11 protein-coding genes are annotated in these 15,146 nt (G+C 50.0%); 7 read left to right on the plus strand and 4 right to left on the minus strand.

The window, feature by feature from the left end; translation table 11 throughout:
• Positions 1-103: 103 nt before the first annotated feature.
• On the plus strand, positions 104-1,126 hold the full coding sequence (locus BFC18_RS00960; RefSeq protein WP_070123325.1) for an IS110 family RNA-guided transposase: 1,023 nt from the start codon (positions 104-106) through the stop codon (positions 1,124-1,126).
• 334 nt (positions 1,127-1,460) lie between these two features.
• Here the strand turns inward: BFC18_RS00960 and BFC18_RS00965 are convergent, their stop codons facing one another.
• Positions 1,461-2,630 (minus strand): MFS transporter, encoded by a 1,170-nt coding sequence (locus tag BFC18_RS00965; protein WP_070123326.1) that lies wholly within the window; start codon positions 2,628-2,630, stop codon positions 1,461-1,463.
• A 323-nt stretch (positions 2,631-2,953) separates the two neighbouring features.
• Here BFC18_RS00965 and BFC18_RS00970 point away from each other — a divergent pair, with 323 nt between their 5' ends.
• Positions 2,954-3,295 (plus strand): Dabb family protein, encoded by a 342-nt coding sequence (locus BFC18_RS00970; protein ID WP_070123327.1) that lies wholly within the window; start codon positions 2,954-2,956, stop codon positions 3,293-3,295.
• 72 nt (positions 3,296-3,367) lie between these two features.
• Here the strand turns inward: BFC18_RS00970 and BFC18_RS00975 are convergent, their stop codons facing one another.
• On the minus strand, positions 3,368-6,235 hold the full coding sequence (locus BFC18_RS00975; protein WP_070123328.1) for a M16 family metallopeptidase: 2,868 nt from the start codon (positions 6,233-6,235) through the stop codon (positions 3,368-3,370).
• 298 nt (positions 6,236-6,533) lie between these two features.
• Between BFC18_RS00975 and BFC18_RS00980 the strand changes: the two genes are divergently transcribed.
• From BFC18_RS00980 to BFC18_RS01000, 5 genes are read left to right on the plus strand one after another with little or no spacing between them, the layout of a single operon-like run.
• Positions 6,534-8,000: an efflux transporter outer membrane subunit gene (locus BFC18_RS00980; protein WP_070123329.1), complete on the plus strand. Its 1,467-nt coding sequence runs from the start codon at positions 6,534-6,536 to the stop codon at positions 7,998-8,000.
• Positions 7,993-9,525, plus strand: a complete 1,533-nt coding sequence (locus tag BFC18_RS00985; protein WP_070123330.1) for an MFS transporter — start codon at positions 7,993-7,995, stop codon at positions 9,523-9,525. Before BFC18_RS00980 ends, BFC18_RS00985 begins: the two co-directional genes overlap by 8 nt.
• Positions 9,526-9,530: 5 nt before the next feature.
• Positions 9,531-10,556 (plus strand): HlyD family secretion protein, encoded by a 1,026-nt coding sequence (locus BFC18_RS00990; RefSeq protein ID WP_070123331.1) that lies wholly within the window; start codon positions 9,531-9,533, stop codon positions 10,554-10,556.
• A gap of 44 nt (positions 10,557-10,600) precedes the next feature.
• On the plus strand, positions 10,601-10,924 hold the full coding sequence (locus tag BFC18_RS00995) for a DUF190 domain-containing protein (RefSeq protein ID WP_070123332.1): 324 nt from the start codon (positions 10,601-10,603) through the stop codon (positions 10,922-10,924).
• An 8-nt stretch (positions 10,925-10,932) separates the two neighbouring features.
• Positions 10,933-11,574, plus strand: a complete 642-nt coding sequence (locus BFC18_RS01000) for a TetR/AcrR family transcriptional regulator (RefSeq protein ID WP_070123333.1) — start codon at positions 10,933-10,935, stop codon at positions 11,572-11,574.
• 87 nt (positions 11,575-11,661) lie between these two features.
• Here the strand turns inward: BFC18_RS01000 and ssb are convergent, their stop codons facing one another.
• Complete coding sequence (ssb, locus tag BFC18_RS01005) at positions 11,662-12,237, minus strand: single-stranded DNA-binding protein (RefSeq protein ID WP_070123334.1); 576 nt, start codon at positions 12,235-12,237, stop codon at positions 11,662-11,664.
• Positions 12,238-12,570: 333 nt separating this feature from the next.
• Complete coding sequence (locus tag BFC18_RS01010; RefSeq protein ID WP_139138920.1) at positions 12,571-15,123, minus strand: right-handed parallel beta-helix repeat-containing protein; 2,553 nt, start codon at positions 15,121-15,123, stop codon at positions 12,571-12,573.
• Between the last annotated feature and the right edge of the window lie 23 nt (positions 15,124-15,146).

Below are 15,146 nucleotides of genomic sequence, written 5' to 3' on the forward strand. Positions count from 1 at the left end.
CGAGGCCCCATGGATGATGAGATGGACACCTAATGTTGATACGGCGTCATAATGCGCCATGATTGAGTTTTCGAAGCAACAATCAAAACAAAAGGTGTCCACCATGAACGTTACGCTAATTAGCATCGATTTGGCAAAAAATATTTATCAGGTCTGTGGTGTCAATCAGGCCTGTAAGCCGCAGTTCAACCGCCCTATCAAGAGCGATAAGTTACTTCCTTTCCTCATTAAATATCACCCGGGTGTCACTGTAGCGATGGAAGCTTGTGGTGGTTCGAATTACCTTGGCAGAACGCTACAGGCGCACGGGTTCAATGTGCGCATTATTCCAACACGGCATGTAAAACCCTTCGTTAAAGGAAATAAAAATGACCGCAATGATGCCTTTGCGATTGCAGAAGCAGCCATGCGTCCAAGCATGCGTTTTGTTTCACCTAAAACCGTTGAGCAAACAGACCTTTCTATTACGCATAACATTCGTGAGCGTCAGGTAGCGGCCAGAACCAACATCGTCAATCAGCTTCGCGGGCTGTTGAGAGAATACGGCATCAACATGCCTCAAGGCATTGAGCGTGTGAAAGAAATGCTGCCGTTCATCCTCGAAGATGCGGAAAACACGCTGACCACAGCGGCACGTCGTAATTTCAACTTGATGATGGAGGAATGGCGCTATCTTGATGACGCGATTCATCAGCAGGAAAAGATTATTCGGGAACAGGCCCGCACCTCGCCAGCTGCAGAGTTAGCCATGACGATTAAAGGGGTCGGTATTATAACGGCGACTGCCGCCGTGGCGCACATGGGAGACCCGTCACAGTACAAGAATGGTCGCCAATATGCAGCGTGCCTGGGCTTAGTCCCCAGAGAATACTCCAGTGGCGGTAAACAAAAACTGGGTGGCATCACCAAACGAGGTAACCGATATCTCAGAAAGTTACTTGTGCAGGGAGCCTGGTCCATCATAAGGCACAGCAAGAATGCGGATGACCGGTTATCTCGTTGGGTCGAGCAAGTGATTATACGAAGTGGAAAACATAAAGCTGCCGTCGCTCTGGCAAACAAACTGGCTCGCATCCTCTGGGCGGTGCTAGCAAAACAAGCGCCCTTCGAGTTGAAGGGAATGTAAGATAAATCTCACCAAAACGTTGTAGATAAAACAGTAATGAAATAACAGGTTACGCCGGGCCAGACCCAACGCTGAGTGAACCCATGACACATGATGTCGGAGGGATGATAAGAGCAAGTCTGGCGCGGTACTCATTAGGGCCAGGGACATATGAAGCTCCCATTAACAGGCCGGATATACGACAGCAGCGTAATATCTGTTATTTAAAACTGAAAAAATATAGCCCTGGTGAAGCTATTCACTTGCACCAGGTGTCCATATATGGGTTTACGCCGTGTTTAGTCTGCGTTTCCTCTCCTCAATGCCGGACACAGCCGAACATTCAATGCCCGCCCTACAGCCCGGCGATGGGTGTGTCGGTGGTCGAAATTTTGCGGCTGCTTTTGATTAGCATGTAAATACAGGTGGCGAACAGACAAACGCCAAGGTACATCGGTAATCCGTCGGCTGAATCTGAAAGTAGTGCAGCAAACAGCGGGCCGAGTACAGAGCCAAAGCTGTAGCTGAGTAACATGATTTCGGTAGCAGAAACGATTTTACTCACCTCTAGCTTATCGCAGGCTAGCGTAATCGCCACCGGATACAAAGCAAAGCTGCACGCGCCCAACAGCATGTAGCTGGCAATCATGAGAGGTAGCACTTCTGCATTCATTACGCCGACAATACTTAGCGATCCGAAAAGACAGAATAAGGCCATCAGTAAACTTTTACTCATTCGAGGCGACAGGTAACTGACTAATGGTTGCACTGCCATACCACCAAGAATAATCACCGCCATCAGTAATCCGGTTTTTGGCGCCGCATCAGTTTGAGCAATATACAATGGCATTAAGCCATAAATCGGCCCCAATACCAGCCCTGATACCAGACAGCCCATTACCGCCGGTTGACTTAAATTCTTTAAGTCACTGAGTTTGAGTTTCTGGGAATGGTGCCCATCTGGTTGGCCTTTTTTGATAAGCAGCGGCACCATTAACGCCACAATCAACAAGCCTGCAACGAAAAAGTAAGGCACGGGTCCTTCTGTTCCCAAAGGTTTGATAGCAAGTTGCCCAACCGCACTACCACCGTACAACGACGTCATATACAGGCCGAGTCGTTTGGCCCGTGCTTTCGGCGTATTAGCCATCAGTAGCCAAGACTCCACCACAACGAACACGCCAGCCACAGCCATGCCTGCGATTAGTCGCGCAAGCAACCAGACAACCGCGCCAGGGGCTGCAACCTGCAGTAACACAGTGAATGTAAGAAGTGCGAGAAAGGCGATAAAAGCCTTACGGTGACCCACATGTGCAACTATACGCTCAATGAAAAATGCACCAATTAGCAACCCGAGATAAAACACACTGGCAAGCCAGGGAGCCAATTCAGCATCAAGTTGATAGTCTGCTAACGACAGCGGGATCAGCGTCATTAGAAAGCCGGAGGCGACAGCAAAAAAAGATAACCCAATCACGGGCACAAGGGGACTATTCGAGCGGGTGCCGACAGCAGCATCAATCATGTTTTTAGAAACTCTGGAATACGAGCGCAAAGACAGCACAGACACTGCCCACAGCGATACCACACGCTGTGGAATCGGGCGCGAATTTATGCTCGTTCGCCGGCAAAGTAAAGTGAATTTTTCGCTTCGATTGAATTAAATTTGGAACAGCTTAAAGAGGTAATCCTGCAGTAAAATTATGCGACTTTCTTTGCTGTTTTTTGTTACTTTACTTTCCGTACCATTAACAAAAAATGTCGCTGCTCCGGGGTATGCCTGAAACGCGATAATCTGACAACCTTGGAACTTTAATGAAAAACTTACTACTTTGCTGGTGCCTGCTCATGACTGCTTTTACAACGACTGTTTCTGCCGATGAATCTCAGGTTCGTCATATTGTGGTATTTAAATATAAAGATGGCGCTGATCCGTCAGAGATAGAAAGAATCAATCAGGCATTCAGCCAACTGCCAGAGAAAATCCCTGGGATCTTGTCTTTTGAGATGGGGGTGAATAACAGCCCTGAAGGTCTGAACAAGGGATTTACCCACGTATACCAACTGACTTTCACCGATGTTGCGGCCCGAGAGGCTTACCTGCCCCACCCTGACCACAAGCGCTTTACCGATTTACTTGGCGAACTGGATATTCTAGATGATGTGTTTGTTGTCGATTATGCGTTCTAAGCGTTTAAAGCAGCGCTCAGTTCTACAGTATTAAAAAAGCTCGCCAGTTGGCGAGCTTCTTATTTTTGCGACTTATTCTGCCGGATTCAGCAACACAGGTTCACCAAAGCCTAAATCATTCAGCCGTGGTAATTGCGTTTCTGCATCGCCTACCACCAACCAAATCATGTGCTCAGGGTCGGCATAGGTGTTTGCCAGACGTTTGATCTCTTCAACTGTCATGCCTTTCACTGTTTCCAGACGCTGGTTCACGTATCCCGGTTCCCAGCCGTAATCAGTCACCTTCTCTAACAGGTTCAGTTTAGCGCCATAAGTTTCAAACTGGCGCGCTGTGCTCTTTTCCATGAAGCTTTTGGTGTTAGCCAGGTCTTCTTCTGTGAACGACGCAGGATAGTCTTCAAGAATTTCCTTTACCAACGCAGCAGACTCGTAAGTAACGTTAGTACGCACGCCACTGGAAATCTGGAACGGACCTACCCGGTCTGAACCCTGGAAACCAGAGCGAATGCCGTAGGTGTAACCCTTGCCTTCACGCAGTGCCTGAGTAAGACGCGACGCGAAACCACCACCGCCGAGTTTGTAATTCATTACTGTTGCCGGGTAGAAGTCTGCATCGGTTTCTGCCAGAGCCAGGTAACCAAAACGCAGCACAGATTGCTTAGCACCTGGCACGTCATAGAAATACACTTTTGAGGCGTCGGGTTTAGCCGGTGTGCCGAAGTCTGGCAGGGCTACTTGTTTCGCTTTCCATTTCGCGGTCAGTTCTGTCAGCGACTCAGTGACTTGCTGTTGTTTCACATCACCCACAATGAGGAAGTCAGCAACCGACGGTGTGAGGTAGTTCTCATAGTATGTTTTGAGATCTGTCATGGTCACATTGTTTACTGACGCCTCGGTGCCTGTTGCGGGAATCGACAAAATACTGTCTTCACCGTAAAGCAGCTTCATAAACTCAATGCTGGCAATGGCGTTTGGCTCTGCTTTTTGCTGCGCAAGCGTGCTCAGTGTGCTTTGTTTTGCCAGTTCAAATTCACGCACATCCCAACGGGGCTCCAACAACAATTCGGTAACCAGTGCCATGGTTTCTGCGTAGTTGTGAGATAAGGTTGTACCGGAAATAGTGAAGCTGTCACTGCTTGCACCGGCATGAATACTGGCACCCAGCATGTCGATGGCTTTTTGCAGTTGTTCCGGTGTCTTCGTTGCCGTACCGCGGGTAAGCAATTCGGCCAGCAGATTTGCAGTTCCTGATTTCTCCGCCGTTTCGAGCAGGTGACCGCCTTTAATGGTAAGGGCGAATTCCACCAGCGGTAGTTCGGTATTATTAATTCCCGATACCGCCATACCGTTTTGTAATTGGGTTTGCCACACATCAGGAATGGCCGGAACCGGCGCTTTACCATAGGCAGGCTCAACACTGCGATCGAAACTCGATGGCGTACGGGCATATTCAGTTTCTGCGGGTAATTCAAAGTCTTCACCGCGACCATTCGCCACAATGACTTCTTCTTCAACCTGCGCTGGGGCAGAGCCTGCTAATGCCAGTTCCTGTTCGCCTTTCGGCACAAAACTCGTTGCAACAAACGGCTGGCCTTTAATGTAGGTGTTATATACCCGCATGATGTCTTCGCGGGTTACTGCCAGGGACTTTTGCAGATCTTCATTAATATAACCCGGGTCGCCGGCGAAAATATTATACTGCGCCAGCTGGAAGGCCTTGCCCAATACATCTGACAACCCGTTGTAAAATTCGGTTTCCAGTCCGGCTTTTACGCGTTTCAGCTCATCATCACTGAAACCGTCTTTTTCAAATCGGGCAAAGGCTTCATTCACGGCTGCCTGCACATCATCGAGGTCGGTACCAGGATATGCGCGGGTGATCAGATTCACTTCGCCGGCAATTTCAGAAGTACTGTTATAAAAATACACATCACTGGTCAGCTCTTTCTCATCCACCAGCACTTTTTGCAGAGGCGATTCTTTACTGCCAGCCAGCAATTCACCGAGAATTTGCAGCGCATAAGCGTCATCTTCAAAATTCGCTACGCCAGGCCATACCATTCTAAGCTCTGGTAATCTTGCGAAGTTATCTTCGTAAAAGCGCTTTTTGATTTCTTCGAGATCAGACGGACGTTCTTCCAGTGGTTTAATATCGTCGCCACGAGGAATCTCATCGAAATATTTGTGTACCCAGGCTTTTGCTTGCTGCGGGTCGAAATCGCCGGCAATTACCAGCGTTGCGTTGTTCGGCACATACCATTTGTTGTAGAAGTCTTTTACATCCTGCAAGGTGGCATTCTGCAGGTCTTCCAGCGAGCCGATAACCTGCCAATTGTAAGGGTGACTTTCCGGGTACAGGTTTTTGCCAATCACATAGCGGGCATGACCATAAGGCTGGTTATCTACGCCCTGACGCTTCTCGTTCTTTACTACCTGCTTTTCTTTTGCCAGAACCGCGTCGGTCACCGTGTTAATGAAATAACCCAGCTTATCGGCTTCTGCCCAAATCATCTTTTCCAGCGCGTCATTAGGCACAGTTTGGAAATAGTTGGTTCGGTCACGGCTGGTAGATCCGTTAGCGCCAGAGCCACCAATGCGTGAACTCATCTTATCCAAGCCGCCTTTACCTAAGTTCTCAGACTCCAGAAACAACAAATGCTCGAACAAATGGGCAAAGCCGGTTCGGCCTTCCAGCTCACGGGCAGAGCCAACGTGGAAGGTGAGCGCAACGGCGGTAATTGGGTCAGAGTGGTCCTGGTGAAGCACCACTTCCAGTCCGTTGTTTAAGGTGAACTTTTCATAATTAACAGAAAAGGCGGTATCTTCTGCCACGGTGGCGGTTGTTGCTTTAGTTTTTGCCGTGGGTGTTTGAGAACAGGATGCGAGCAGCCCTACTGCGGCTGCAACACAGGAGATTTTAAACAGCGATTTTGGATTCATAATGATGTGATCTTGTTGTTTTTTGCCAATATAGCACCGGCCAGAAAGTAAACCAATTTACCAGCCGTTCAGACGCTTTCACGTGCGACGAGCCGATTCTGACACAAACCATTACATATTTAGCTGACAGCAGGCTGACGGTAAATTTATTGTGAAATATCGAAAATACTCTCGACGGTGTCGCAGCAAAACGGAATTAATCCTCCACTTAGCGCAAGTCAGATAATTCAACCTTGAATAAAACTAAACCGTTCAGTACAGTTTGGATGTTACTTTAATTTTATACCTAAGGGAGTGTATGAAAGCCTTCTCCACATCCCTTCTCACCCTGACATTGCTTCTTTCCTTAACCGGCTGTGCCCATCGCTCTGAAATAGTGAGCCAGGCAGACGCAACTCCGTCAGACGTAGAAGTGGATCTAACGCAATACAACGGACTTTCCAACGCCAGTGCCAAACAGCAATGGTGGACAATGTTCAATGATGCGCAGCTAAATGCGCTGGTTAACGATGCACTGCGTTATAACAATAACTTGCAACTCGCTTTGAGCCGGGTGAAAGCATCACAGATAAATCTGGGCCTGCTTGAGTCGAACGATGCGCTGAAACTGGATTTACACGGCGGCTACGACCGCCAGGCTATCAGCGCGAACTCGCCACTAGCCTTACTGGGCGCGCCCAGTTCCGGATTTTCCCTGTGGGATACTGGCCTGGCTGCCAGTTGGGAATTAGATTTATGGGGGTACGAGGAGAAACTTCAGGAAGCGGCCAGCGAGACAATTAACGCTCAGATGTACGCCACCGATGTGGTGCGCATTTCGTTATCAGCTGAAATTGTGGATGCTTATCTGGAGCTGCAGAACACCTTGTTCATGCAAGACGTAGCCACTGAGCGGGTCAATTTACTCGCTGAAGAGTTAATCTATACAGAAAGTCGCCGTCGCAACGGTGCAGCCGCGCAAACCGCGGTAGACAGCGTGCGCGCCGCGTTACTTTCGAGTAAGAGCATTCTGCCCACACTGGTGCAGCAAGAGCGCACATTACGCAACCGTCTTGCCTACCTCACCGGCAAAGTGCCGGGCGAACTGCACATCGAGCTCAACAGTGACCCCATTAACGTACCTGAACAAGTTAACATAGGCATTCCCTCTGAAGCCGTGCACCACCGGCCAGATATTCTGGCGGCGGAAGCTCGCCTGCGTGCCGCCATATCCACCATCGATGCCGCTGAAGCGAACTTCTATCCCCGAGTGAGTCTGGATGGCAGCTTTGGGTTTCAGGCCTTTACCTTACCGGAGGCCGCTACCTGGAACTCTCGTAATTTCATGATTGGCCCCGCTTTTCATCTACCTATTTTTGATGGCGGCGCACTGCAGAAGAATCTGGAACTCACCGAAGTACGTCAGCAACAGGCTGCCATTTCCTACCGGGACACGGTGTTGCGTGCCTGGCATGAAGTAGACAACGCACTATCTGCCTACAAGCAGTCGAAACTGCGCCGGGAAACCCAGTCCGAAGCCCTTGATAGTTGGGACCAGGTGGTGAATTCCGCCTTGAATCAGTTGTCACAGGGTGCAGCCAGTCGTTTGCAAGTGGTGGAAGCGAATCTCGCTCGCCTGAATGCAAAACAACGCTATTTAATGGACGACACCCAATTTAAGCTGAATGTGGTAGCGCTGCAACGCGCGGTCACTCGCAGCTGGTTGGAAGCCCCGTCGGGTGAGCAGAGCGAACATCTGGCTATGCAGGACACAATTAATGAGTAAAGCGGTACCACAAGGACCCGTCTTTGACTTCAGGCTGGCCATGGGGCTGCTGGGTATTCTGCTGGCCGCCATGCTCTCCGGATTGAACAGCCGGATAGTCGGCTTAGCCTTGCTCGATGTGCAAGGAGCGATGCACATGAGCCACGATATCGCCAGTTGGATGGACACGCTGTATTCCGCGGGAGAATTGGCAGCCATGCCATTTGCCAGTTGGTTTGCGATCACCTTCTCACTGCGGCGTTTTCATATTGCCATGCTAGCCGGTGTGATAGTGATTGGCATATTTCTGCCTTTCATTCATCACCCATGTGCGATGTACGCGGCGCGTCTGCTGCAAGGCATTTTCTCTGGCGCACTGATCCCCTTGCTGATGATGTCTGCGCTGCGCTTTTTACCGCCGCCAATCAGACTTCACGGGCTTGCACTTTACGCCCTTACTGCCACCTTTTCGCCAAATGTGGCGCTTTGGCTAACTGGCGCCATTATTTCGAATCTTCACGACTGGCGCTGGATCTTTTGGGAGGTGGTGCCGCTGGGATTACTCTCAGCTGGCCTGGTGTATTACGGCATTCCCAAAATGCCGCCCGCACTGCCCCGTCTTAAACAGGCGAACTGGATGGGCCTGGTGATCGGCGTGAGCGGATTGATTTGTCTTGCCATCGGCATTGGACAGGGCAGCCGACTCGATTGGTTTAACTCTCCGGTTATTCAAGCTGCCTTCTTTGCTGGCTCGGGCTTGCTGCTGCTGTTCGGTATTTCTGAATGGTTTCACCCCGCTCCCTTTGTGCGCTTTCAACTACTGGCAAAAAGAAACATCGGTATTGGCTTTATCATTTTCTTTTTCATGCTCATCGCCATGACCACCGCCGTAGGATTTCCTGCATCTATTTTGCAGCAGCTTCATCACCTGAAAGTCGAGCAAACTGCGTCGCTGGGGCTGATTGTGGGCCTTCCGCAACTCATTCTGGGGTCGGTGATTGCCATTCTGTTGTACCAGAAATGGGTAGATGCGAGAGTCATTTTCATTATTGGTTTGTTGCTGATGGCCACCGCAAGCGGACTGGCATCATTCATTACACATGAATGGAAAATGCAGGAGTTTGTCCTTATCGAGTGCCTTTATGCGCTGGGCATGCCTATGGCTATCGTGTGTTTGCTGTTTATGAGCACCAGCGTGGTAGTGCCGTCTGAAGGGCCCTTCTTGTCGGGCATTATAAATACACTGCGCTCGCTAGGTACCCTTGCTGGCTCGGCATTAATCGGCCAATTCCTGTCTGACAGTACCCGTACTAATCAACTTTACATGCTGGATGAAGCGTCGGGCTGGCGAGCGATGCCAGGCACCGATGTCACCTCTGCCGTCGCCAATCTGTTTACACGGGAAGCGACCATTATCGCCGCTTCCGACATATTTGTATTTTTCGCCGGTTTATTTCTGATCCTGGTACCACTGGTTATGTGCCTGCAATACATACCCGCGCCTGTTATGCAGAACACCGCCGTTAATAAACCTAAAGAGTCTTAATCATTATGAAACTAACCAAAAACCTCGTTTTTGCCGCGTCAGCCATTGTTGTTGTCGGTCTGGCCTGGGTAATTTTAAGCACCGATGAAGCCGATGCTTCTGATCAGCGAACGAACGATGCCTATCTACGCGCACATTTCACTGCAGTTTCTCCCCGCATTTCCGGCCAGATAGAAACCGTATCTGCCATGGACTATCACGCCGTTAAACAAGGCGATGTACTATTCGAACTGGACAATGCCGAGCAGAAAGTTGCGGTAACAGCTGCCGAGGCCGAGTTGGCTCGCACCCAGGCTACCCACACTCGACTTGAGGCAGAACTGGTGAATCAGAAAAACAAAATCGCCATTGCCAAAAGCCGTGTTGATGCCGCTACGGCGCGCTTGAATGTGGCGAGTGCCGACAAAACCCGATACACCAATATGGCAGAAGATGGTTCCGGTACCCGTCAGGATCAGGAAAATGCGCAGACCGCCCAAATCGAGGCGCAAGCCGCGCTGGATGCTGCCCGCCTATCGCTAACCACCGAGCAAGACACCATTGCTATTATTAACGCGCAACTGGCCGAGGCCGATGCGGCGACACAACTTGCCAATGCCCGTTTAGAAAACGCCAGGCTAAACCTCTCATATACTCGCGTCACTGCGCCATCAGACGGCGTGGTTTCACAGCGAGATGTGCGTGTGGGCGGTTATGTTCATGCTGGCGAGCGTGCACTGATGTTGGTGCCTAAAGACGATCTCTTTATTGAAGCTCATTTCCGGGAAACACAGGTTGCGCACATGAAAGTGGGCGATCCGGTTTCGATTACCTTTGACTCACTACCGGGTGAAGTTTTCCATGGCACCATCGAGACCTTTGCTCCGGCCTCAGGCGCCAGCTATTCGCCGGTCGATCCGATAAATGCCACGGGCAACTTCACCAAAATTGTACAGCGATTGCCGGTGCGCATTCAGTTTGATGCCACGCCAGAACAGCAGTCGTACCTGCGGGTGGGCATGTCTGCCATCGTAGACGTACAGGTTATTTAAATGGATTGCCGCGTTAACAGCGCGGCCATATTTGGAGAAAGAAGATGAAAGGTATCGTCATCACGTTTTGCACTACCCAAGGGCGTACTTTGGAAGACAGCACCGTTGCCGAATGGCTAATGGCCAGTGCGAAGAGAATGAATTTATCCGGAGCCACGGTGAATGGTTCGATTTCCAGTTTCGGCCACCATGGTGAGTTCCACGCCACCAATATGTACGACTCGTATGATCAACCCGTACAAATAACTATGGTAGTATCCGAATCTGAACGAGACGAACTGATGGCCGCGATAAAAGCGACCGGCGCACGACTGTTTTACACGCAGCACCCGGTAGATTACGGCTACACCGACGAAGAAAATCAGTAGGAAGCATTATGCATCAGAGCACCCGTGCGGGACGGAATCCGCGACCGGAAAAAGTAGAGGCCGTGCTTGCCGCCGCCAGAAAGCTGTTTCTGACATATGGCTTCAGCAACACCACTACCGACATGGTGCAAAAGGAATCGGGTGTATCTAAAGCAACCCTCTACAATTGCTACGGTACCAAAGAAAGTTTATTTGCTGCGGTAATTGAACAAGAATGCAAAGTCTTCAGAGAAGTCTTTACTGAAATTCTGCCAGAAACCAAATCGCTGGAGAAAGGCTTATACAGTATGGGCCGGGCTTATCTGGATGTTTTAGTTGACCCCGATACGCTGGCTTTTTACCGGGTAATGGTTTCCGAAGCATCCCGCTTTCCTGAATTGGCAAGTAACTTCCTCGACATCGGGCCGAGAACCACCCATGCACTGTTCACCGATTTTATCCATTCACACTGCAACACACTGACAAACGAACAAGCCGACCGTTTTGGTGCGATGTTCATGTCGTTGCTGCGAGGTGAAATGCACACCCGCTGCTTGCTGCTCATCAACTACAGGCCATCGGCTAAAGAGCTCGATGACCATGCCGTTTATGCAGTGCAAATGGTGATGAGGAATATTGAAGCGCTGAGCCGTTCATCTGACCTGTCGTAATCTGTCTAGAGAAGTGCCGGAACATTTTCTTATAAGCATAAAAAACCCGCTGTAGCAGCGGGTTTCTTGTATATGAAACAGATAATCCTAGAACGGAATATCATCATCAAAATCGAAGTCAGGCTCAGCCATTGGGGGCTTATTGCCGCCTTGCTGGTTTCCACCCTGATTGCCGCCGAAGCCGCCACCTTGGTTGCCTTGTGGACCCTGCTGATAACCACCGCCCTGATTATTATTGCCGTAACCGCCGCCTTGTTGGCCGCCCTGGTTACCTTGTGGACGTTGCTGGTAGCCACCGCCACCTTGTCCGCCCTGACCACCACCTTCGCGGCCGCCCAGCATTTGCATCTGGTCGACAATGATTTCTGTGGTGTAGCGATCCTGGCCTTGTTGATCCTGCCATTTACGGGTTTGCAGTTTACCTTCCACGTAAATTTGTGAGCCTTTCTTCAGGTACTCACCAGCAATTTCTGCCAGTCGACGGTACATGGTTAACCGATGCCACTCTGTACGCTCCTGCATCTGACCTTGCTGATCTTTCCAGCTTTCACTGGTCGCCAGACTCAGGTTTGCCACGGCGTTTCCATTTGGCATGTAACGTACTTCAGGATCGTTCCCGAGGTTTCCTACCAAAATGACTTTGTTGACGCCTCTCGTTGCCATCGATGTCTCCTGTAAACTCTGTCTTATTCTGTAACTTGGTGCATTTAAAGCGTTATTTTACGGACTCTGAGCGGTTAAAGTCGCTCGAACGGTTATCAAAAATTTCGCGCCATAAATTGCGATAGTGGGCCAGTATACCTGATTTTTTTCAGCAACTGAGGGATAATTTTCACCAACGCGATTAAGCCATTCTCAGCGCTCAGTTTTCCTGATTTCAGCCACATTCTGATAGCCGCAAGAGTAGCATGGGAGAAGCGTAAGGAAACTGCACCTTTGACGAGTTTTCGCTTGGTCGGTGTATTACGCTACAGCAGGTTGCTCACGCTCAGGGGCTTAATCTGGCGTAAACAGGCTCACGTGACGGAATTCCACTTGCCCGGCTTCTGGCGCTGCATCGTTGTCGGCAATGAAAGTCATATAACGGTAAGCGCCGTGATTCATCAGTTCGCCCACCGGGATCTCAATTCGCTGCCAGCCGTCAGTGGCTGTCACGTTTTCGGCATTCAGCCCGTAGTTTTGACTACCACCAAACGACAACACGGCCTTCTCATTTTGGGAATTATTGGTGTCAAAGCCCAAGCCCGCTATCTCCACGGTACCTGACAGTCGAACCTGAGCCACCAATACAGAATCGGCTTCAACATTGAAATCGCCTTCCACACGTTTCCACGCATTGCCAGATAACGTAAGTGAAAGCCCGTCGTTACTCACTTCGGCGTTGCTGGTCTCTGCGCTGTCTTGTTTAACGTCGTAGGCTGACACTGTGTTCTGAGTAAAGTTAAGCGCATCATAAAGTCGCACATTGGTTAACGACAGCAGCGGTAATTCTGGTGCTGAAGGTGCGTCATCGTCGAGGGCGAAAACCATATTCGAGTACTCACCGTGTTTTAGCAATTGCCCTACCGGCAAAGAAAAGCGCTTCTGACGTGCGCCACTTTCATAGCCCGATACCGGTATGCCAAAAGACTGTGTGCCATAGAAAGCGATCAGCTCATCATCAGCGATACGTTCATCGTTATCGAAGCCTATACCGGCCAACTCAGGATTGCCCTCGCCATAAACGGTTGCGTCCAGAACCGAGTTTTCAGTTATCTGATATTCGCCTTCCAAGGAAAGCCATGTGTTGCCCTCCAGGCTTAATTCATTGTGCCACGGGGTAAACGCGTTCTTCTGGTTCTGCGAACCATAGCTTTGCAGCGAAGCAGTGTTGAAATCTATGGCACCGGCGACTGGTGCTCTTCGATAATGAAAGGCGCCCACGTCTTCGTCGGTAATCCCCACCACGAGTTGTTCACCACCAACGGAAAAATTTGGGATGCGGTCTGTTTCAGGTACGGGCAGCGTTTTTGGCGCGGGCTGTGTTTTTAGCTCGACGGCGACATCTTGATTAACAAGTGAATCATCATAAAAAGGCTCGGAGATATCGGCATTATCCCTAACCTCGCCATCTTCTAGATTAAACGAATAATTATTAATAAAGCGGCTGCGGTAGCCGCGCTGTGGGTCCCACACACCAAAACCACTGTTTTCGCTGGGGTTGTTGCTGAGTAATACGTTATTGATAGCATTCACCCAGAAACTGTTATCCCCTTCCACATTCGAGGCTGTGATGCCGTTACGCTCGGAAATCACATAGTTATTGAAAAAGTTCACCTGGCCTTCGGGATTGGAACTTAAACCACCCGCTTTGAGTGATGCCCACATCTCGCCCCGTTCATCGCCCATCTTGCGAATGGTATTATTAAATATATAGCTTGGACCCTGCCGGTTCGGCGCAACACTGATCCCCCCGTAGGCATGGGAGAATTCGTTGTTGTACACCAGAACATTGTGCTGACTACCGTCGAGTTCGATGATGTCATCGTTAGCGTAGGCAAAGCGGTTGTTGTATATGGCGGAGTCGCGAATGAACCCGCCCACTTCAGACAAGTTATATCGGCTTTCCACCACATCGTTGAACCTTACGCTGTCGCTACCCATGAAGGTGTTGTTGCGCAAAATTATTTGGCCTTGAAATGCTTCGTCCGGGTGATTTGCAAATGCAATAAAAGCATTTGAACCCTTAGGGTGGCCATAGCCCCAGTGGTTGGCGCTCAGCACCGGATCGTGCACGTAACAATTCTCGATGGTAACCACACCGGTTCGGCGTAAATAAAACGCGGAATCGTGATTAATACGACGACCGTCGTGATCATAAGCACGACCACGATCGTAGCCAGCGGCTTCCCGGCCCCAATTCGAAATATCACACCCATTTACCCAAATATGGTGCGCTTCTTCAGCGAAAAAGCCTAAATCGCCGCCCTGCTCAATGACAATATCCTCAAAGTAAACGTAGCTCTGGGCTCCCAGCCAAATTGCTTGTTTCGCATCGTCACCGGCGATTATGGGAGTGGCTTTGTCCCCTTTAATCATTGCCCAGCCATCTTCGCTGCCCTCGATACCCAGCGCTTCAACATTCAGCACGCCACCGTCGTAAATGTCTTTCAGGTTATAGATTTTGTCCGGATCTATGGGCGGTTTGTTGGCACGGGTAGTCACCGTTTCAACTATGCTGTGTTCGCCGTCGTTATCCTGCACGCTCAATTTTACTTCATAAGCGGTGGCAGGCGTGAGTCGTACAATGGCACCGGAAAGCTGCTCGCCTACAGGGTCGTAATATAAACCATTGGCATCAAGCCATTCGCTGTCTCCGACCTTGCGGTACTGAAGGTTGTTCGATGTTGTCTCGTCAGCGCCTGCCATGGTGATGTTTACCGATTCGATTAACGCGCTCAGGTTCATTGATGGCTGCTCTGTACTTATCGCCTCTGCACTGACAACAGACGAACAGACAACAGATGTACAAAGCATTGCAGGAATGAATAAGCGGCGTAATCGTGACATAGCGACCTCGTAAAGTAGCAAGG

The organism is Alteromonas confluentis, from assembly GCF_001757105.1.
Taxonomy (GTDB): domain Bacteria; phylum Pseudomonadota; class Gammaproteobacteria; order Enterobacterales; family Alteromonadaceae; genus Alteromonas; species Alteromonas confluentis.

Excerpts from the sequence above, each read along its gene's own strand:
- BFC18_RS00970 (WP_070123327.1), top strand. The coding sequence starts at position 2,954 with ATGACTGCTTTTACAACGACTGTTTCTGCCGATGAATCTCAGGTTCGT.
- BFC18_RS01000 (WP_070123333.1), top strand. The coding sequence starts at position 10,933 with ATGCATCAGAGCACCCGTGCGGGACGGAATCCGCGACCGGAAAAAGTA.
- BFC18_RS00995 (WP_070123332.1), top strand. The coding sequence starts at position 10,601 with ATGAAAGGTATCGTCATCACGTTTTGCACTACCCAAGGGCGTACTTTG.
- ssb (WP_070123334.1), bottom strand. The coding sequence starts at position 12,237 with ATGGCAACGAGAGGCGTCAACAAAGTCATTTTGGTAGGAAACCTCGGG.
- BFC18_RS00965 (WP_070123326.1), bottom strand. The coding sequence starts at position 2,630 with ATGATTGATGCTGCTGTCGGCACCCGCTCGAATAGTCCCCTTGTGCCC.
- BFC18_RS00975 (WP_070123328.1), bottom strand. The coding sequence starts at position 6,235 with ATGAATCCAAAATCGCTGTTTAAAATCTCCTGTGTTGCAGCCGCAGTA.
- BFC18_RS00990 (WP_070123331.1), top strand. The coding sequence starts at position 9,531 with ATGAAACTAACCAAAAACCTCGTTTTTGCCGCGTCAGCCATTGTTGTT.
- BFC18_RS00985 (WP_070123330.1), top strand. The coding sequence starts at position 7,993 with ATGAGTAAAGCGGTACCACAAGGACCCGTCTTTGACTTCAGGCTGGCC.
- BFC18_RS00980 (WP_070123329.1), top strand. The coding sequence starts at position 6,534 with ATGAAAGCCTTCTCCACATCCCTTCTCACCCTGACATTGCTTCTTTCC.
- BFC18_RS01010 (WP_139138920.1), bottom strand. The coding sequence starts at position 15,123 with ATGTCACGATTACGCCGCTTATTCATTCCTGCAATGCTTTGTACATCT.
- BFC18_RS00960 (WP_070123325.1), top strand. The coding sequence starts at position 104 with ATGAACGTTACGCTAATTAGCATCGATTTGGCAAAAAATATTTATCAG.